Source organism: Jejudonia soesokkakensis (assembly GCF_042664795.1).
Taxonomy (GTDB): Bacteria; Bacteroidota; Bacteroidia; order Flavobacteriales; family Flavobacteriaceae; genus Jejudonia; species Jejudonia soesokkakensis.
Window position 1 is genome coordinate 1 of record NZ_JBHTBN010000004.1, and the last position, 20,215, is coordinate 20,215.

Below are 20,215 nucleotides of genomic sequence, written 5' to 3' on the forward strand. Positions count from 1 at the left end.
TTACAAAGATGTCAACCATTACTGGTGTTCCTATGTCTGCACAACTGAAGTCTGTACGAGAAGCAGTAGCTTCATATCCACAAGCTTCTACAGTAGCATCTTCATCGATAGCATCATTAGGATCTAATGTAGCTACACCGTTGTCATCCAATTCAATTGTAAAGTCCATGCATACTAATTCTGGAGCTGTATCATCAGTAACTTCAACAACAGCAGTACAAGTACTTACGTTTCCAGCATCATCAGTAACATTGATTTCAATATTATTACTTCCTACGTTTTCACATGTAAAGTTAACCATTGTTGGATCTGCCATTGGGTCTAACCCTACAGCACCACAAAGTCCATTATAACTATATACACCATCTGTTCCAGCTGCAGCCTCTACAAAAGTTGCACCACCATCAAGACTTACATAGGTAGAAGACCCCATCTGGCTAGCAGTAGTAGTTTCCCATCCATGAGTACCAGAAACGTCTGCATCTGCAGTAATCCAGAAGCTAGCTTCAGCTCCTGTATTATTTGTAAAAGTAAAGTCTGTAACATCAAGGTCTAATGTAACACCGTCAAATCCACCGCCAAATAAACCAGTTACTACAACAGTTTGAGTAGGAACTACCATTTCATCACCTATCTGAGCTCCAGGAGCACCAGCGTTGTCTTCATGGAAAGTAAGTGCTACTGAACTTACAGTTGCACCTGCTGGAATAATATATCCTAGAGTTACATCAGTAAGTGTAAAGTCTGTATTAGCATCTACGGTAAAATCATTTGCAGAAATAGGCGCTGTAAATGCATTTTCGTAATTGTTACTTGGGTTAGTATCAGCACATGGCTCAACACCAGCCTGAGCAACTGTGAAAGTTCCACAGTTATCTGTAACGTCTACTAAGTCTGTAACTGGAATTGTTGCAGTACCATCTGCCATTAACGTAACTGGGAATGGTGTTGGTGGGTTGCTATCGTCAAAAGTAAAGGTTAAACCTAAACTGTTGATAGTTCCTCCATCTCCACCTGCATCGTCAAAAACTGTAAACGTCCAAGTACCAGCTGTCATTTCACCATCAAAATCTGATAGCATTGCAGGTGCGCTTGGTTGGTAGTTGTCTTCAGCATATGCTTGGTTTGGAGTGCCAAATTGTCCATCACACACTGCAGAAGATAAAACATTTGCAGATTCATCATCTACTATAAATTGTAAATTATCACCAGAGCAACCATCTTGATCTCCATTATAAATAAATGCACTAGTTCCATCTGGAGAAGTAAGAGTTATTTCTAAATCTCCAACCCATGTATGAGCAATATCTAAGTTAACATTAACGTCTTCAATAGCAACATCAAAAGGAACATCAATAGTTTCAGTATATGTTACTCCACCTGTAGTAGTAATTGTTGTTCCAGGCGAGGTAGTAACTGTAGCTGGAGAAGGAGTAAATGCACCTTCACAAGCAATTACTGGAGCTTCTGTGTCTTCCACTGTAATGTCTACTGAACACGTAATTGTGTTAGCACCAGAATCTGTATAAGAATATGTAACTGTTGTAGTTCCTACTGGGTAGAAATCTGTAGCATCTGCGCCACCTGCGTTATAATCGTTTGTTACATCTGCAGGATCAACAGGACAGTTATCCATAAATACTGGAGCTGGTACTGTTACAATTGCACCACAATCTCCTGTGTCATTCCCTACTGTAATATCGTCTGGACATGTAACTGTTGGAGCATCTACATCATTTACAACTACTGTAAAATCACAAGATACAGTGTTTCCGTCGCTATCTGTAGCTTCGAAAGTAAGTACAGTTGTTCCTACTGGAAATTCATCATCTGAATTAAGTCCAGTCATATCTGTTCTTGTTACGGTAAGTGGTCCATCTTCAGCATCTACTGCAGAAGCATCAGAGAAAGAGATCACAGCACCACATTGTCCTGGATCGTTATCTACAGTTAAAGTACCATCTGGTCCCATTCCCATTACAGCTTCTGGACAAGAGATTACAGGAACAGTTCCTACAAGACCTCTATCTACGAATGTAAGACAAGCTTCAGCAAGAGATCCGCTATCGTTACCGCCATTAAAGATAGTAAGTGTCCAGTCTCCATTGATATCTACACCCTGGAAAGTTCCAACACCCATTTCACCATTGAAAGGTCCGCTTTCAGCTTGAAAAGGAGGGTTAAAACCAGTTGCAGCATCATCCCAATCGTTAACATCTGCACCACCATCTACAAAAGAGAATGATTGAACAGTGTCTAATCCATCTAAACCACCATCATTAGCAAAAAGTGTTGCTGTGGTTGTACCATCTGGAGCAGTTAAAGTAACAACAAGCTCATTTACTGTACCATGTTGAAAGTCGTTTAAATCTACACTTACAAATTCGATTTCATTCGTGTTTTCACCAATTGTACCAGAAGAAGTAATAGGAATAGTTACAGTTTGGCTCATATTAGGCATTAGCGCAGGTATAACTGCTCCTACTGTAGAACATTCCTGTCCTGCTGGAGGTGGTCCTGCTGCCATAAATGTTTGTCCTGCATTGATTGTTCCAGGAGACTCAGCAGAAGGCCCTGACCATGTAAAGTCTGAATAGGTCATTCCATTTACTCCTATTAGTTGTAAAGAATTACCTATAGCTGGCGCAGGGTCTTCTTGAACACCTATATCTGTTGAAGTAGCACCTAATCCACCCGCTACACCACCATTGTCAGCATCTGCAGTGAATGACCCCTCGTAGCTTAAAAATTGTACTAGGTTAGATCCACCATCAATCAAAGCGATACCATCTGGTCCGCCATTTTGTAATACAACCGGAAAACTAAGTGTCCCGAAGCCATTACTTTGGTTTGCAATGACACCAGTAAGAGGTACTGTAGTATACAGGTCTCCATTTGATCCATTGTAGGCCTCAAGAACCCATCCTGATAAGTCAGTTCCCGCAGGACCTGCAATTTCAACAAACTCACCAACATCTCCGCCGGCGTTGTCATAATGTAGTTCATTTATAAAAACAGATTGTGCCGTTGCGGCCAATGCTGTGATCATAAAGAACATTAGAAAAGTAATTTTTTTCATAATAATTTTTATAGATTAATAATAGCCGCAAATATAATAGCATCTGTAAGAAATCCCTAACAAAATCATAAAAGATAACAATCCCTTAACGTTTTTTGTTTTTCGAAATAAACCCTGTAGAACATGATCGTTTGTATGTGTTTGATATTGAAGCTAGTTCATTTTTTCGGCTAATTTCTCAAATACTTTTTTTTGATCTTTTTTTTGATATAAAATGTTAAAAACAGCGTTTATTATTGGAGTTTTTACTCTTTTCTTCTTCTTATCTTGGTTAATTTGGCAGGCACTTTTTGTGGCATAATAGCCTTCAGCAACCATACTCATTTCCATTTGAGCACTTTTAACAGTGTATCCTTTACCTATCATATTACCAAACATTCGATTTCGACTAAAAGCCGAATACCCCGTTACTAATAAATCTCCCAAATAGACGGAATCATTAATATCTCTTTTAAGTTTATGAACGTTTTTAATATATCTCTTCATCTCACGAATCGCATTACTCATCAATACGCTTTGAAAATTATCTCCATACCCAAGACCATGTGCAATACCAGCAGCTATTGCATAGATGTTTTTAAGTACAGCCGCATATTCTACTCCAATAATATCATCGCTTGTTGTGCATTTGATATAATTGCTACTTAAGTTCGTTGCGATAATTTGAGCTTTTTTCTCATCTGTACACGCAATGGTGAGATAAGATAATCTTTCTAATGCCACCTCCTCTGCATGACATGGTCCCGAAATAACACCTATGTTTTTAAATGGGATATGATGATGGGTGTATAAATGATCCCCAACGATAAGGCTTGTTTCTGGGACAATTCCTTTAATTGCTGAAAAAACAACTTTATTCTTAAAAGGAGTTGAAACTTTCTCCAATTCTGAAAATAGAAATGCCGATGGAATGGCGAAAATAAGATAATCTGCATATTCAATAAGCTCGTTAATATCACTGCTCAATTTTAATTGGGCTGTATTAAACTCAACGGCACTTAAATAATTAGGGTTATGATGCTCTTTCTTAATATGTTCTATAGCACTCTTATTTCGCATATACCACCCTACCTCATCAAGGTTTTCACATATCATTTTTACGATGGCAGTTGCCCAGCTTCCGCCGCCAAAAACTGCAAATTTTGGAGTCAAGGTCATATACTTAAAATTGAGATTTTAAAAATAGTACTTTAAAAATGAATGTAACTATCTAAAAATAAGAGCACTGTGTTTTTGGCATGCTTTTAGTTTTCTGTTGTATATAAATTTTAAAACCTACAATTATGAAAACGATGAAATTACTTTTAGGATATAGTCTGGTAGCCTTACTTTTTAGTTCTTGTTATACAGAAGTATTAGTTGAAGATGATCATATAAATGAAGTGCCACAAGTAACGTTAGGGCAATTAGTTTCTTCATATGATTTATGGTATGTAGACATTAATCGTTCGTCTGGAGATGGGTACATTCCGTTTTTGCAAAAAGCATTTACAGTTTCATTTAGAAATGGAACACTTTCAGCAAATAATAATTTAGTAGGAATTGGTGATCAGGGCTATGGCTTCGGAATCAATATAGGATATTATGATACATTTGATTTCGTATTAGATGTCTCTCATGATCTTGATGGTTTTTATTCATTGGACGTTATACAAATTAGTCCGAATGAAATTAGACTTTTTGTTCCAAACACCAATCTTTCTTACGTTTTAGTAGGGTATCAAAAACACACCTTTGATTATAATGCTTTGTTTTACGACAACATACATTATTTTTTACAAGAATATAGTACTTGGGAAAAAATATATACCAGTGAATACGGGAACCTAAATGAATTTGATTATGAAAACTTTGTAGCTTTTCTTTCAGGTGGAGGCGATGGAAACTTTTTGAGTTCTCAGGACCCTAACGGGACCAATATCAATAATATATACTGGGACTATACAGGAATCTACAATGTTGATGATGTTTCCGGAAATCAATACTTAAAATATTTAACACTCGATTATGATTATTTGGGCAATGAATACTTCGAATTAAGCGTTATAAATGATAAGACTATTGAATTGTTTCATGAATCATCTGGTACACTGTATCGATTTAGAGGAAAGGGATATATTCAGTATAAAGGATTAGAAGGAAAACTACGGAAATCTAAAACAGAGATTGAAAAATCTATGGTAAAGATTAGTAAGTTTTAAAATAAAAGTCGGAAGACGTACACAATTTTTTGGTTGGTTATTTAGTTGAAGCCGTCCTACTAAACTAAAATTTAGTTGGGGCGGTTTTTTATTTATAAAAATTCATTTCATCTAAATATTCCCACACATCCTGCGGAAGCATAGGTCGAATATTTTTCCCTTCTTTAATGCCGTTTCGGATAAATGTGGAAGATAGTTCCATTATAGGAGCTGCCACTTTTGTTATGTTAGCATGGTCTACAAATCGTTCTGGCACCTTGTTTTCAGAAATTCTGGGATATACATAGATAGCATATCGCTCTAAAATAACTTCATAATTTTTCCACTTATGAAAATTCTTCAAGTTATCTTCTCCCATAATTATAGAAAATTCTTGTTCGGGATATTTTTCTTCCAGATAAATTAGTGTATCTACCGTATAATTGGGTTGTGGCAAATCGAATTCTATATTGCTAGCCTTTAATTTAGGGTAATTTTCTAAGGCAATACGAACCATTGCCAATCGATGAACATTATCAAGCAAAGAGCTTTTTTTCTTATGCGGATTGTGTGGCGTAACAACCATCCATACTTCATCGAGCGCGCTGTATTCTACCATATGATTAGCAATCGTAAGATGCCCCACATGAATTGGGTTAAAGGTTCCAAAGTAGAGCCCTACTTTTTTACTCTTCTTCTTTGACATCTTTAAATATAGGTTTAGCGATATGCGCTGCTACTAGTTTTTCTGCTTCCTCCAGTGCATGTTCGAGGGTGTCGTTTTCAATAATAAAATCGAATCTTGGTGCGGTAGCCATTTCTACGGAAGCTTTTGCGATTCGCATATTTATTTTTTCTTCGCTTTCCGTTTTGCGTTTCTTTAATCGTATTTTAAGCTCCTCAACGCTGGGAGGCTTTACAAATACGGCTAGCGTACGTTCTGGATATTTCTTTTTAATTCGCAGTCCGCCAACTACGTCAATATCAAAGATCACATTTTTGCCCATGGCCCAGATTCGTTCCACTTCACTATGTAGGGTGCCATAAAAATTATCACGATATACTTCCTCCCATTCTAAAAAAGCTTCCGATTTCATTTTTTGTTTAAAATCTTTAAGGGTCAAAAAATAGTAGTCTTTACCGTGTTGTTCGTTGCCGCGAGGTTCTCTAGATGTGGCAGAAACTGAAAACTCCAGATTTAGTTTTTTAACGCCCAGCAAATGCCTCACAATAGTTGTTTTACCACTGCCTGAAGGTGCCGAAAAAACAATCAATTTTCCTCCTTCCATTATAAAACATTTAGGGCTTGCTCCTTTATTTTTTCTAGTTCGTCTTTCATCTGAACTACTAATTGTTGCATAGGAGCAAAATTAGACTTACTACCTATCGTATTAATTTCACGTCCAATTTCTTGAGAAATAAAGCCTAACTTTTTTCCGTTCGAATCGTCAGAGTGGATTGCTTCTTTAAAATAACTAAGATGATTGTTGAGACGTACTTTTTCTTCGGTGATGTCGTACTTTTCAAGATAGTAGATGAGTTCTTGTTCAAAACGATTTTCATCAACTTTTTCCTTTAACTCACTTACGGCAGTTCGTAAACGCTCTTTTACATTACCAATACGCTGATTGTCTATTTCAATCACTTCAGAAAGTAATTTCTCTATTGTGTCAATTCGTGTTACAAAATCTTTTAGTAATACAGCGCCTTCATCAGACCGGTACGTGTTTATTTCTTTAAGAGCTTCAGCAACCGCAGTAGTAATTACTTTGAATTCATTTTCGTCTATTTCTTCACGTTCGGTTTTTAACGCATCTGGCATACGGACAGCCATTTTTAATAACTCAGTATCATCGCCAGGAGCCACATTCCGAAGTTGCTTCATATATTGTTTTACAACTACTTCATTTAACTGAGTATTGGTTTCCTCTCCGGTAACTTCAACATAAAGATTAAAATCAACTTTTCCACGAATTAACGACTTTGCGATGGTATTTCTAAGAACCAATTCTTTTTCACGATACGAAGAAGGAACGCGCGTATTTAAGTCTAAATTCTTGCTGTTTAGAGACTTGATCTCTACAGTAATTTTTTTGGAGGGCAACTGGATTACAGATTTTCCGTACCCTGTCATTGACTGGATCATAAAGTTGTTTTAAAAAACAAAGATACATATTTGTAACACTATATGTTACTCATTTTGGGTTGCCATACTTGTCGAAGTGTTTATTGAGATATGTTTCTGTAAACCAAAGTACGGTCATAAGTAATACTGTGTTTCCCACTATTGTAATAAATAAGTTATATTCTGGAAACATAAAATAGCTTGCTACAGGTATCGCAAAACTATACGCCGCAATTCTTACTAAGAATCGATTTGCATACGTATTTGCTGCCTTCCAAATAACCTGATTTGCCATAGAGCGTCGTGTTCGGTAGCCATAGAAATGATTGATCTTTTTAGGGGGATATTTCTGAAAAATGATGCCCAAAATCAAAATAAAAAGGCAATAAGCCAGTGCGCATAAAAACTGATCAATCGTTGTCATTTATAAATTCAAGCACTCTTTTTTCTGAATAATAAATTTTGTTTGTCATGTGAAAACCTACGTGGCCTCCGTGCTTAGGAGTTTCAAGATACACGTTTTTGTTTTCTGAAGCAATTTTATAAGGGTAGCATTTTTCTGAAAGAAAGGAGTCATTTTTGGCATTCAAGATTAAGACAGGAATCTGAATGTTAGGTAATAATGGAAGACTGCTGCTTTTTTCATAATAATCATAAGCATTCTTAAAGCCGTGGGCTTTTGCAGTATACAAATTATCAAAATCCAACAGGTTTTGTATTTTTTTAAGTTCCTCTGCATTCATAGCGTCTGGAAATTGAACCATTTTGCGTTTGTACTTTTTCCTAAGGTCGTTTACAAAGGTTCTGCTATATACAAAGTTTTCAAATTTAATGAGTTGCTCTAAGGCGCCTCGAAGATGTAGAGGGGTAGATATTGCAACGCCTGATTTTATTTGGGGCGGAATTGAAATCTCTTCGCCCAGATATTTTAATAGAACATTTCCACCCAAGCTAAAACCAATTAGCGTTATAACATCATAAGTTTTAAATGCTACAATATGATTGATAAGTTCTTTTAAATCTTCAGTGCGTCCGCTATTGTATGAAAGGTACATTCTATTTTCTTCTCCACTACAACCTCTGTGATTCATTGCAGCTACGTCCCAATTATTTTGAGTAAGTAGTTTAGCTTGATTTTTAATATATACCCGTTGTGCATTGCCTTCAAGGCCATGCAGTAATAGGGCAACCTTTTTAGTTTTTTTTTCTGAATAGGACCAGTCGATATCAATAAAATCACCGTCACTCAATTCTAATCGTTCTCTTTTTTGTGATACTTTTTGAATAGGTCGAAGTTTCGCCGAATAAATCGTGGAGAAATGCCCATTTTTAAAGAGGCCCCTAGCCGTAAAGGAGGACTTAACTATTGGCATGCCAGAAGAAAATTGTTTTAAGGGTTTTTTGGGATCGCAAATGTACAAATCAAAATGAATCCTAAAAATTTTATTTATAAGATACCAATTGGTATCTTTGCACATGCGAAATCCTGTTGCTACAAAAAAATTAATTATAAAAGAGAGTGCAAACCTCTTCAATACCCAAGGGTATAAGGCAACCTCGATCAGTGACATCACTAAGGCTACGGGACTTACTAAGGGAGCAATCTACCGGCATTTTGAGAGCAAGAGTGATCTAGAACAACAGGCATTGCGAAGTTTAGGAAAAAAAATGTTTACCGAATTGGGAACTGAAATACAAAAGGCAAGCAATTTTAAACTTAAAATGGAAGCGATCTTTTCCTTTTTTGAAACATATATGCATACCCCATTATATGAAGGCGGATGTCCTTTGATGAATGCAGCAATAGAGGCAGATGATACAAATTCTGTTTTGCGTCAACAAACTTTTAATCTTTTTGCTCAATTTAAATCCTCTCTTTTCAAAATTTTTGATAATGGGATGAAGAACAATCAGGTGAAATCAGAGACAGATGTTGAATTTTACACAACGATTTTTATAGCAACATTGGAAGGTGGAATCATGATGAGTAGGCTAGAGCGTAATAAGAATGCAATTACAACAGCCATACAGCATTTAAAAAATATTGTGACAGAGATTTCTGAATAAAAAAATTTAACTAAAAAGATACCGATTGGTATCTAATTGATATGAAAAAATTAATAATTTATATTTTACGAATTTTTATACGTACGACTGCAGTTTTATTTCCAAAATGGAACGCAGCATTTTTATTTTGGTTGCTTTGCAAAGTAAAAAAAGCACCTATTACTCAAAAAGGACATGAATTTTTTGCACAAGGAGAACAAGAATTTTTTGAAGTAGACGGGCAGTCAACAGTTTTACATCGTTGGGGGAATGGTTCAAAAAACCTTTTATTTTTGCATGGTTGGATGAGCAATAGTCAGCGATGGCTTCCTTATTTCGAAAAATTGGATTTATCTCAATATACCATGTACGCTTTGGATGCGCCAGGTCATGGATTGGCTAAAGGTACTTCATTAAATATTGAGACATACAGACAAGCTGTCGAAAAATCAATTGCTGCTATTGGTAAAATAGATACTGTTGTTTCTCATTCTTTGGGCACTACGGTAATTACCTATTTATACCTATACAACCCCAAAATACCTATTGATAAATTTATAATTATGGGGGCTCCTTCTGGGATGGATGCTATTTTTAAATATTTTCAAGATCTATGCAGTCTTTCCAACAAAGCATCTCAAAATCTTGATAATAAAATTAATACTGTATTAAAAATTCCACATCAAAACATTCATATTAAAAACTTTCTTTCAGCAGTAAAAAAACCAGTGTTAGTAATCCATGATGTTAATGATGACATTACACCGGTTAGTCCTATCATAGATGCAACGAAGGATATATCAGAAATTAAATCCCTTTTTACAAAAGGATTAAAACACGATTTAAAAAGTGAGCAAGTTTATACTTGTGTGCTTAACTTTGTCGCAGAAAAAGAACTTGAACTTGCCTATTGTTAAACTGTAATATTAAATTAAAAAACTGTATGTATCTAAAAGAATTTGAAGTCCGCTGGAACGATATTGATGCAAATCGGCATCTTGCAAATAGTGCTTATATAAATTATATGAGTCATACCCGTCTCAGCTTTATGCTCGAAAATGGGTTTGGACAGCCCAAAATGGTCGAACACAATATTGGTCCAGTTGTTTTTTACGAGCACATGTACTATTTTAAGGAAGTATTCCCAGGAAAACCTATAAGAGTATCATTACAGTTAAAGGGGCTTAGTGAAGACGGAAGGTATTTTTCTTTTCTTCACAATTTCTATGATCATAAAGGCAGAAATATGGCACGATGTGAAATGATGGGAGGTTGGATAGATCTTACCGAAAGAAAACTAAGAGCACTGCCAGACGAGTTATACCAGAACTTAAATACATTAGATAAAACAGATGATTTCTACACCATCACTAAAGAAGATACACGAAAGTTTGGGCAAACACCAAATGATATAAATGCCTAAAAAAGGAAGCGAAACCGCTTCCTTTTTATTTATTAGTGATTATCCATTCGTATTGTAAAAGAATTGTTCTTTTACAATTTTACCGTCCTTAACCTCGTATACTCCGAGTTCTTGCATCTGGCTTCTTTGTCCGCTTTCTTTATGCGTTATATCCATTTCATGACGTACACTAAACCAATTGTCTGCAACCGTGGGTTCACTTGTCTTGGTGCTATGTACTTCAAAATTTTGATTCCACCATTCGCCTTTTTTGGCAACTTCCTGCATGCCTCGTGAAACCTGATGATCACTTCCTTCCATTTCAATACTAACAATATCTGGACTGTATAATTGCTCGTAACATTTGTGCTCTTCACCTGCGTTGCACCATTGTACTAAATTATTTGCTATTTCTTGTGTTTTCATTATATAATGATTTAAATATTAGAGAACTAAAGATACAAAATTCAATTATAGGAACGATACCTCCAATGTCATACGGCACGTTTCTTTTTACGTGTAGATAAATACACTCCTGTAAAGATGAGAACAGCAGCTAAAACTCTAACAGAGGTGAGTTGGTCTGCCCCCAGTAAAATAGCAAAAAGGGTAGCGATAAGAGGCTGTAAATACATAAAAACTCCAATTACCGATGGACTTAATTGTTTTAGCGCGTAGATGTTAAACAAATAAGTGAGAACGGTTGTTCCAATAACTACAAAACTTAATTTCCATAGTTCTGAAAAAGCCAAACTACTCCAGGCAACTTCAGAAAATTGGCCAAAACCTATTGGGAGATTAATTATAAAAGCAATTAGAAATAAAAATTTCATTAAAGTAATAGAATTGTATTTTCCAACGAGTGGCTTCACAAAAATCAAGTATAAAGCATAAGAGGCTGCGTTCACTAGAAACAGTAGATTGCCTAACGGAATATTTGGAGCATTTACCTGTGTCTTGGCTCCAAAAAGGATTAATACAAGCGCACCCACTAATCCAATTCCAATTCCTACCCCTTTTAATAAGGTAATCTTTTCTTTCAGAATAAAATAAGAGAGTACCAATAAAAGAACAGGCGAAATTGTAATGACTACACTACTGTTAATAGGAGTAGATAACTCCAGTCCCTTAAAAAACATATTCATGTTAATTACCATACCAAAGCAGGCACAAGCAATAAACCGAAAAATATCTTTTCGTTCAATTTTTTCTGAAGGATAAAACAAACTAATGATCCAGAAGATAAGTGCCGCTCCGCTTACCCGAAGTAAAATAAATCCATACGGACCAATCACATCTGGCATTAAGCCTTTAGCAATAGTATGGTTTATACCATAAATAGTACTGGCAGCCGTCGCGGCGATAAGTGCAAGAATTCTAGTATTCATATAAATATTTGACCTTACTTGCCGTGAATATCTTCTTTAGCAGCCGCTATCGTTTTCTTGCTGTTTCCTATAAAAATTTTGTCATTATTAATAATCACAGGTCGCTTTAAAAAAGTATAATGTTCCAGTATTAAATCTCTGTAATCCTCATCCAGTAATTCTTCATTCCCTAAATTGCGTTCTTTGAAAAGTCTCGCACGTCTGCTAAACAAAGCTTCATAACTTCCTGCAAGGTTGTACATTTCTTCTACTTCCTCTTCTGTCAGGTTCTCCGTTTTGATATCTTGTTGAATGAACGATTGAGGCAATGCGATATCTTTCATGATTCGCTTACAAGTGTCACAGCTAGATAAATAATATATTTTTTTCATTAGGCTACTATTTTAATTGCAGTCACTGCAAAGTTGTTTTAATCTACGTTAATGCTTAAATACTGTTGAATTTCTTTTATTGGAATTTCAAAAAAAATTCTTCCTTCAGCATACGAAGCTATTTCGTATTCGTCATAAGAAAAGATAAGGTTGTCGTTTGTAAATCCTATATTATTTGGCACATAAAATTGATCCTCTTTGAACCAGAAACCTTTAGAGTTAATTGAAGAACGTTGAGGTATTTTATAGGCTTCTTTAAACTTTTTTTCTACCAAAGCAGTGAAAGATGTTTTGTCTAAAATAAGCGTGTCATACTCTAGTTCTTCTCCAGTTTGTGTATCAAAATTAAGATATTGGGTAGCGCCATAGCCATGAGCACCTCCAGCAAAAATATAATGGTCAAGCTGTAACGAGATTACATTCTCTGTTGTACGATTTTTTGTCATTGAAGCTTCAGCAAAATATTCGACAGCCATCGCTGGGAACTCTGCATTTTCAAGCCGATATTCTTTAATAAAATTAGTGACAGCTTCAGGTATTGTCGTCGCTGCAGGGCTAGCATCTTGTTCTCCTATATAGATCGCATTGATAATGGTTCTTGTGATTGTATGATTGATTTTTTCTGAAACTTCTTCATCCCCGTTTACCATAACATAATCGATCAAGACTTCAGGACACATAACATCTTTACACATAGGTAGGTCTTTAGCTGAAAAACTTTCCGAAGTAAAAATGAGAGGCTTTTCAGAACAACTCGTTAAAAACAAGAATACACAGATAAGAAGAAGCAGCTTGTTATTCATTTGCTAAAAGTACGATAGAATTTAAAGTGCAAAAAGAAACCTTTACATTTGTTTTACAAAATCTACCAATGAAATTCAACACCAAAACAATACATGGAGGGCAACACAATACAGATCCAGCATACGGTTCTGTGATGCCTCCAATTTATCAAACAAGCACCTACGCTCAAAGCACTCCTGGAGGACACAAAGGATTTGAATATTCAAGGAGTGGAAATCCTACCCGCGCAGCTCTGGAACGTTCTTTAGCGAGTATTGAAAATGGCACACACGGATTGGCTTTTGGCAGCGGAATGGCAGCAATAGATGCTGTATTGAAACTATTAAAGCCAGGAGATGAAGTTATTTCAACAAATGATTTATATGGAGGCAGTTATCGGTTATTTACAAAGATTTATGAGGACTTTGGAATACAATTTCATTTAGTAGGTATGGAAAATGCTTCCACTATTGAAAATTTTGTGAATGATAGGACAAAACTGATCTGGGTTGAAACCCCAACCAACCCAATGATGAATATAATTGATATTAAAGCTGTTTCAGCAATTGCAAAAAAACATCATGTCTGGTTGGCAGTAGATAATACGTTTGCCACTCCATATTTGCAACGACCTATCGATTTAGGAGCCGATATAGTAATGCACAGTGCGACTAAATACCTTGGCGGTCATAGTGACGTAGTGATGGGAGCATTGGTTGTAAAAGATGATTTTCTGGCTAAAAAGTTATATTTTATACAAAATGCAAGCGGCGCAGTGTGTGGTCCTCAGGATAGCTTTCTAGTGTTGCGAGGAATCAAGACATTACATATTCGGATGCAACGGCATTGTGAAAACGGCGCGGCTATTGCCAAATATTTGGTGAAACATCCAAAAATTGAAAAAGTGTATTGGCCAGGTTTTGAAAATCATCCAAACCATCTTATTGCCAAAGAACAAATGGACAATTATGGAGGAATGATCTCTTTCGTAGCCAAAGGAAATAATTATGAGGATGCTGTTAGCATTGTCGAAAAGTTGAAAGTATTTACATTAGCTGAAAGTCTTGGAGGTGTAGAGAGTCTTGCAGGCCATCCCGCGAGTATGACCCATGCAAGTATCCCAAAAGTGGAACGTGAAAAGACAGGGGTGGTAGATAGTCTAATACGCTTAAGCGTGGGAATTGAGCATATTGATGATCTTATTGAAGATCTTGAACAGGCGATAGGATGATTACCTTATAGAGCATAAAAAAAGGGAGCCAATTGGTTCCCTTTTTTATGCGTTTAGTTTTTTAATCTAAGTAATAAATATAGCCGATATTTAACCAATAAATCCAATCATTTGCTTTGTTTTCAGGAACTTCTAAGACTCCATTGTTTTCAAAGGAGGGGTCGAGACCATCTACGGTATTAGAAAAATAATATTGCCATCTGCTATCCAGCATCAAGTCACTTAAAGGCGTTAATTTATATCGAATACCAACACTTCCTACAATCGAAAACGTAGATCCTCCTTCTTGTTGAAATGAGTTTAGATATTTTGTTGGGGTGGTTATAGGAGTATTTAGTTCTCCCAAAGAGCTACTTACTTCAGGATCGTAGCTTACATAATGGACACCTGCACTAATAAAAGGAGCAATTTTATATGAACCTGCCGCAAAATCACGGATGCTTAATGGGAAATACTCCAGTTGAGAACCAATATCAAATACTGTGGTAGAACCACTCATTGCTCTTAGTTTTACGGCTAAATCATCTGTTTGACTTTCATCTACAAATTCACCAAAATGTTCCAAATTGGTTTTGTGGAAATCAATTTCATTTCGTAATTTAAAGTGGTCGTTAAAATATCTGTCTCGAGTATAGCAATTACAATCGGCTCGGTAAGAAAAATTTAAATAGTGTATTAGACCTACACCAAATCCAACATTTCCAGTGTTTGTTTCAAAATCATTACGAACGCCATAATCTGAATAAAAAGTAACAGGTCCTGTAATGATACCTACCTCATGGGAGAAGCCAAACTGACTGTAAACATCTTGTTTAGCAAAACATAATAGGAGAAATACCACTAATAAGTTTCTGGTATTCATGATAAAATAGGTTTAGATTGAGACGTAACAAATATATAAAAACATATCAAACAGTAAAATATTAACAGGAAATTTAAGCATTTGCAAAAAAATAACACCCTTTTATTTCTATAACATTTATATTTGCTAATTAATAACGAAACCTTTGTCATTAAATTACTTGAATCACCTATTTTATAAGGATATTATAAATTAATGACAAGAATGATCTCTTTAAAAAACCTATAATTTCAAGACTTAAGATATCGCATCTTTATCCTAAAACCAGAAACAAATGAAGCAAAGTATTAAAGATTTTATTGCATCTGTTGAAAAATCAAATCCGAACGAACCAGAATTTATGCAGGCAGTAACAGAAGTTGCTGAAACCGTAATCCCTTTTATTGAAGCAAACGAGAAATATCAGGGAAAAAAACTACTGGAACGAATGGTCGAACCAGAAAGAACTATATTATTTCGTGTAAACTGGACAGATGATTCTGGAGAAATTCATGTAAATAGAGGGTATCGTGTAGAATATAATTCTGCAATTGGGCCTTACAAAGGAGGTCTTCGTTTTCACCCTTCTGTAAACTTGAGTATCCTTAAATTTTTAGGTTTTGAACAAACTTTTAAAAACAGTTTAACAACACTCCCTATGGGTGGTGGAAAAGGAGGAAGTGATTTTGACCCTAAAGGAAAAAGTGATGCAGAAGTAATGCGTTTCTGTCAGAGTTTTATGACCGAACTTGCCAGACACATAGGGCCAGATACAGATGTTCCTGCCGGAGATATTGGTGTAGGAGGAAGAGAGATAGGCTATATGTTTGGTCAATATAAGAGACTTCGTAATGAATTTACCGGAGTGCTTACCGGAAAAGGAAGAAGTTATGGAGGGTCACTTATCCGACCTGAAGCAACTGGATATGGAAATGTCTATTTTGCAAAGAACATGCTCGAAACAAAAGGCGAAAGCTTTAAAGGAAAAACGGTTGTGATTTCTGGTTCTGGAAACGTTGCTCAATACGCTGCAGAAAAAGCAATGGAATTTGGTGGTAAAGTAGTGACCATGTCAGATTCTGGCGGATTTATATATGACAAGGAAGGTCTTAATGAAGAAAAACTTGCTTTTATTATGAATCTTAAAAATGTAAAACGAGGGAGAATTAGTGAATACGTTGATAAATATCCTTCAGCAAAATACAATGAGGCAGAACGACCTTGGGGAGTGAAATGTGATATTGCGCTACCATGTGCTACGCAAAATGAGTTAAATGAAAAAGAAGCTAAAACCCTATTGAGCAATGGGTGTATGTGTGTAAGTGAAGGAGCAAATATGCCTTCTACTCCAGAAGCCATAGAAGTATTTTCTAAAGCAAAAATTTTATTTGCCCCAGGAAAAGCATCTAATGCTGGAGGGGTTGCTACGTCGGGACTTGAAATGTCACAGAATTCTCTTCGCCTTAGTTGGACTGCAAAAGAAGTAGATGAAAAGTTGCATACAATTATGAACGATATTCACGCAGCTTGTGTAGAATATGGAAAAGATGGAGACGGCTATGTAGATTATGTAAAAGGGGCAAACATTGCAGGATTTGTAAAAGTTGCAGAAGCTATGCTTGCACAAGGTGTGGTTTAAATTTGTGTACCCGAAATATAACAAAGGTTGCCAACAGGTAACCTTTGTTCATTTTAAGACCTTGCAATATTTATTACTTTCGCCTGTTATAATTGATAACTAAAACACCTCTCATGAAGCAGTTGCTTTCAGCGATAATTCTATTGGTCTGTTTTTTTTCTGAAGCTCAAAACTTCGAAGACAGCTGGACAGGACATTTTTCGTATGCTTCGGTTCGAAGTATTTCAGAAGGAAATGGAAAAATATATGCAGCTTCCGAAAATGCCATATTTATATATGACATTTCCACTCAAGAAATAGAAACGATTTCTACAATTAACGGGCTTTCGGGCGAATCCATCTCCTCTCTCTATTATAGTGAGACGTTTGGGCTTCTCTTTATTGGATATGAAACCGGATTAATTGAAGTGGTGATTGATGGAGAGGAAAATGTGCTTACTGTTGTAGATATTCTCGACAAGCCAACCATTCCTCCAAATGAGAAAAATATTAATCATTTTAACGAGTACGAAGGGAATTTATATATTGCTGCAGAGTTTGGAATATCTGTGTATGACCTTTCGGCATTAGAGTTTGGAGACACGTATTTTATTGGAAATGGAGGGGCAAGATTAAATATCACTCAAACAGCAATCGATGAAGAATTTATCTATGCATCCTCTACTAATGGAGGATTGAGAAGAGCGGTAGTGGAGAATGATAATTTAATTGATTTCAATCAATGGCAATTAGTCACTGGGGGAAATTTAATAGGTGTTCAGGAAATAGCTGGGGAATTATTTATAGCAAATTCTGCCAATCAGATTCTGCAAAAAAATGGGAATACCAATGCATTTACCACAGTTGCAAATTTCGGAAATGAAACTATTGTTGATTTTAATGTCAAAAATAACCTATTAAATATTACGACCTCAACTTCTATTCAGGCATACAATTCAATTTTTCAACTTCAGGATTCTGTCACAACCTTGGTAGAATTTGAAGACACTTACCTGTCAGGAATTGCATTAAATAATGCCTTTTATATAGGGACGCTACAAAATGGATTGCTTCAGGTTCCATTTGGAAATATAGATGCATTTCAAATTCTCCCAAATGGACCTGTAGATAACAATACATTTTCTATTGATGCAACTCCAGGACAGTTGTGGGCTGTATTTGGAGATGTTAGTGTAACGTTTAACCCCTTTCCATTGACCCGAAGAGGTATTAGTAACTTGCAAGGGGATTCCTGGGTTAATATTACGTATGAGGAATTATCTGAAACGCTTGGAAAAGACGCTAATGACTTGGTTAATGTGGCTATCAATCCAGAAAATCCCTCAGAAGTCTATATATCATCCTTTAATAAAGGTCTTTTAAGAATTGAAGATCAGGTGCCCACCATTTTATATGACGATTCAAATAGTCCTCTTGAGTCATTCACATCAGAGTTAGACATCCGCATATTTGGTTCAGATTATGACCGTGAGGGAAATCTTTGGTTTGTTCAATCAAGAATTGATGAAGCGTTGCTTAGGCTAAATCCAAGTGGGCAATTTCAAAAAGTAGATCTTTCTCCAATTATTGAAGACCCGTCTAGCGAACTTGCATTAACAGAACTCAGTATAAGTAGAGAAGGTTTTGTGTTCTTTGGCGCTGTAGACTCTGGAGTTATTGGGTATAATCCGCAAACAGGTGATTTCAATAAAATAGCCAGAGAACCTGGTAATGGAAATTTGCCAACAAATAATGTTAGGGCGTTAACTTTTGATAATAATAACAGGCTATGGATTGGAACGCTTCAAGGGATTCGTGTATTCTTCAATGTTGGAGGCTTTTTTGAGGATGATGCCTCCATAGAATCTCAAGAAATTATTATTGAAGAGAATGGGATTGGACAAGAATTTTTATTCGATATTTCTATAACAGATATTGAAGTAGACGGCTCAAATAACAAATGGATTTCAACTGCTACTTCTGGGGTGTTTTATGTATCACCTAACGCACAAGAGACATTGCTTAGATTCACGAAAGACAATTCTCCTTTACCTTCTAACAATGTACAAGATATTGCTATCGACTCAGAAAGTGGTGTTGTTTATTTTGCTACAAACCAAGGGCTAGTTGCATATAGAGGTAGTGCGACCGCACCTTCAGAGAATCTTGAAAATGTAAGAGCTTTCCCGAACCCTGTACGACCTGGTTTTACTGGAAATGTGACTATCGACGGTCTCACCGAGGATGCTAATATCAAAATTACAGATCTAGAAGGAAATCTTGTGTTTGAAACGACTAGTGAAGGAGGAAGTGTTCTTTGGGATACAACAGCTTTTGGGCGCTACAAAGTACGCTCTGGTGTTTATTTTGTACTCATAACTTCGGAAGATGCCTTGGAAACTAAAGTCTCAAAGATTATGATTATTCGGTAATGGTAATTACAACTCGCGCAATAGTTCTCTCCGCTATTAAATATGCTGAAGCAGATCTTATCGTTAGTTGTTTTACTGAAAGTTCTGGACTAAAATCCTATTTACTACGCGGTGTTTTAAAGTCTAAACGAGGCAAACTAAAAGCATCTTATTTTCAGCCTCTTACCCAATTAGAAATTGTTGCAATTCATAAAGATAAAGGGACATTAGAACGTATAAGGGATGTAAAAGTATCATACCCTTACACAAGTTTACATACAGATGTTGTAAAAAGTTCACTGGTCCTCTTTTTAGCGGAGATGCTTAAAAATTCTATTAAGGAAGAAGAACAGAATCAGTCACTATTTAAATTTTTAGAAGACTCTTTTATTTGGTTAGATCAACACAACACAATAGCTAATTTTCACCTATTATTTCTTCTGAAACTTACGGCATATTTAGGTTTTTATCCAGATGCTTCAGAAAAAAAAGAACCCTATTTCAATCTCTCTGAAGGATATTTTCAAAGCTTATCCTCAGACGAATATTGCCAAAAAGGGATTGCAGTTGAAGGGTTGAAGCAATGCTTCGGCATAAATTTTGATACCTTAAAGCTAATAAATTTTACAAAAACGCAACGTTTGCAAGTGTTAGATTTGCTGCTAGTGTATTATCAGTTACATTTGCAGGGCTATAAAAAACCGAAGTCATTATCCGTGCTTAACCAACTATTCAACTAA

Annotated in this window: 20 protein-coding genes; 8 read left to right on the plus strand and 12 right to left on the minus strand. The window is 35.9% G+C overall.

From position 1 onward, the window contains the following. On the minus strand, positions 1–3,079 hold a 3,079-nt coding region (locus ACFQO1_RS08545; RefSeq protein WP_380217588.1), incomplete at its 3' end, for a proprotein convertase P-domain-containing protein. A 153-nt stretch (positions 3,080–3,232) separates the two neighbouring features. Then, on the minus strand, positions 3,233–4,237 hold the full coding sequence (locus ACFQO1_RS08550; RefSeq protein WP_380217589.1) for an NAD(P)H-dependent glycerol-3-phosphate dehydrogenase: 1,005 nt from the start codon (positions 4,235–4,237) through the stop codon (positions 3,233–3,235). Between the two features lie 125 nt (positions 4,238–4,362). Between ACFQO1_RS08550 and ACFQO1_RS08555 the strand changes: the two genes are divergently transcribed. Beyond that, positions 4,363–5,280 carry a nicotinic acid mononucleotide adenyltransferase gene (locus ACFQO1_RS08555; RefSeq protein ID WP_380217590.1) on the plus strand — a complete coding sequence of 306 codons (918 nt, stop codon included), beginning with the start codon at positions 4,363–4,365 and terminating at the stop codon, positions 5,278–5,280. A gap of 88 nt (positions 5,281–5,368) precedes the next feature. Here the strand turns inward: ACFQO1_RS08555 and nadD are convergent, their stop codons facing one another. From nadD to ACFQO1_RS08580, 5 genes are read right to left on the minus strand one after another with little or no spacing between them, the layout of a single operon-like run. Then, positions 5,369–5,965: a nicotinate (nicotinamide) nucleotide adenylyltransferase gene (gene nadD / locus ACFQO1_RS08560; protein WP_380217591.1), complete on the minus strand. Its 597-nt coding sequence runs from the start codon at positions 5,963–5,965 to the stop codon at positions 5,369–5,371. Beyond that, positions 5,946–6,548: a guanylate kinase gene (gene gmk, locus ACFQO1_RS08565; RefSeq protein WP_380217592.1), complete on the minus strand. Its 603-nt coding sequence runs from the start codon at positions 6,546–6,548 to the stop codon at positions 5,946–5,948. Before gmk ends, nadD begins: the two co-directional genes overlap by 20 nt. Next, positions 6,548–7,405, minus strand: coding sequence for a YicC/YloC family endoribonuclease (locus tag ACFQO1_RS08570; RefSeq protein WP_380217593.1), 858 nt, complete (start codon positions 7,403–7,405; stop codon positions 6,548–6,550). The genes gmk and ACFQO1_RS08570 overlap by 1 nt, the downstream gene beginning before the upstream one ends. Before the next feature lie 49 nt (positions 7,406–7,454). After that, positions 7,455–7,808 (minus strand): SdpI family protein, encoded by a 354-nt coding sequence (locus ACFQO1_RS08575; RefSeq protein WP_380217594.1) that lies wholly within the window; start codon positions 7,806–7,808, stop codon positions 7,455–7,457. After that, a complete protein-coding gene (locus tag ACFQO1_RS08580; RefSeq protein WP_380217595.1) occupies positions 7,795–8,757 on the minus strand; it encodes a YheT family hydrolase in 963 nt (320 codons plus the stop codon). Before ACFQO1_RS08580 ends, ACFQO1_RS08575 begins: the two co-directional genes overlap by 14 nt. Positions 8,758–8,860: 103 nt before the next feature. Here ACFQO1_RS08580 and ACFQO1_RS08585 point away from each other — a divergent pair, with 103 nt between their 5' ends. From ACFQO1_RS08585 to ACFQO1_RS08595, 3 genes are read left to right on the plus strand one after another with little or no spacing between them, the layout of a single operon-like run. Next, positions 8,861–9,451, plus strand: coding sequence for a TetR/AcrR family transcriptional regulator (locus ACFQO1_RS08585; RefSeq protein WP_380217596.1), 591 nt, complete (start codon positions 8,861–8,863; stop codon positions 9,449–9,451). A gap of 41 nt (positions 9,452–9,492) precedes the next feature. Beyond that, complete coding sequence (locus ACFQO1_RS08590; RefSeq protein WP_380217597.1) at positions 9,493–10,347, plus strand: alpha/beta fold hydrolase; 855 nt, start codon at positions 9,493–9,495, stop codon at positions 10,345–10,347. 26 nt (positions 10,348–10,373) lie between these two features. Continuing rightward, positions 10,374–10,853: an acyl-CoA thioesterase gene (locus tag ACFQO1_RS08595; RefSeq protein WP_380217598.1), complete on the plus strand. Its 480-nt coding sequence runs from the start codon at positions 10,374–10,376 to the stop codon at positions 10,851–10,853. Positions 10,854–10,892: 39 nt separating this feature from the next. Here ACFQO1_RS08595 and ACFQO1_RS08600 read toward each other — a convergent pair whose 3' ends face one another. The 4 genes from ACFQO1_RS08600 to ACFQO1_RS08615 all read right to left on the minus strand — a co-directional run bounded on the left by ACFQO1_RS08600 (position 10,893) and on the right by ACFQO1_RS08615 (position 13,394). Continuing rightward, positions 10,893–11,258 carry a SnoaL-like domain-containing protein gene (locus ACFQO1_RS08600; protein ID WP_380217599.1) on the minus strand — a complete coding sequence of 122 codons (366 nt, stop codon included), beginning with the start codon at positions 11,256–11,258 and terminating at the stop codon, positions 10,893–10,895. A gap of 68 nt (positions 11,259–11,326) precedes the next feature. Beyond that, positions 11,327–12,220 carry a DMT family transporter gene (locus ACFQO1_RS08605; protein WP_380217600.1) on the minus strand — a complete coding sequence of 298 codons (894 nt, stop codon included), beginning with the start codon at positions 12,218–12,220 and terminating at the stop codon, positions 11,327–11,329. Between the two features lie 14 nt (positions 12,221–12,234). Then, the gene (locus ACFQO1_RS08610) at positions 12,235–12,591 is read right to left on the minus strand and encodes an arsenate reductase family protein (RefSeq protein ID WP_380217601.1); all 357 of its coding nucleotides are present in this window, start codon (positions 12,589–12,591) and stop codon (positions 12,235–12,237) included. Between the two features lie 38 nt (positions 12,592–12,629). Next, positions 12,630–13,394 carry a DUF3298 and DUF4163 domain-containing protein gene (locus ACFQO1_RS08615; protein WP_380217602.1) on the minus strand — a complete coding sequence of 255 codons (765 nt, stop codon included), beginning with the start codon at positions 13,392–13,394 and terminating at the stop codon, positions 12,630–12,632. A 68-nt stretch (positions 13,395–13,462) separates the two neighbouring features. On the opposite strand from ACFQO1_RS08615, the gene ACFQO1_RS08620 reads away from it, so the two are divergent. Continuing rightward, entirely contained in the window at positions 13,463–14,605 is a 1,143-nt protein-coding gene (locus ACFQO1_RS08620) for a cystathionine gamma-synthase (protein WP_380217603.1), read from the plus strand. 61 nt (positions 14,606–14,666) lie between these two features. On the opposite strand, the gene ACFQO1_RS08625 is transcribed toward ACFQO1_RS08620, so the two are convergent. Further along, on the minus strand, positions 14,667–15,467 hold the full coding sequence (locus ACFQO1_RS08625; protein ID WP_380217604.1) for a THC0290_0291 family protein: 801 nt from the start codon (positions 15,465–15,467) through the stop codon (positions 14,667–14,669). Between the two features lie 274 nt (positions 15,468–15,741). Between ACFQO1_RS08625 and gdhA the strand changes: the two genes are divergently transcribed. The 3 genes from gdhA (at position 15,742) to recO (ending at position 20,215) form a co-directional block, all read left to right on the plus strand. After that, positions 15,742–17,085, plus strand: a complete 1,344-nt coding sequence (gene gdhA, locus ACFQO1_RS08630; protein WP_380217605.1) for an NADP-specific glutamate dehydrogenase — start codon at positions 15,742–15,744, stop codon at positions 17,083–17,085. A 113-nt stretch (positions 17,086–17,198) separates the two neighbouring features. Next, entirely contained in the window at positions 17,199–19,496 is a 2,298-nt protein-coding gene (porZ, locus tag ACFQO1_RS08635) for a type IX secretion system anionic LPS delivery protein PorZ (RefSeq protein ID WP_380217606.1), read from the plus strand. Continuing rightward, positions 19,496–20,215 carry a DNA repair protein RecO gene (recO, locus tag ACFQO1_RS08640; RefSeq protein WP_380217607.1) on the plus strand — a complete coding sequence of 240 codons (720 nt, stop codon included), beginning with the start codon at positions 19,496–19,498 and terminating at the stop codon, positions 20,213–20,215. The genes porZ and recO overlap by 1 nt, the downstream gene beginning before the upstream one ends.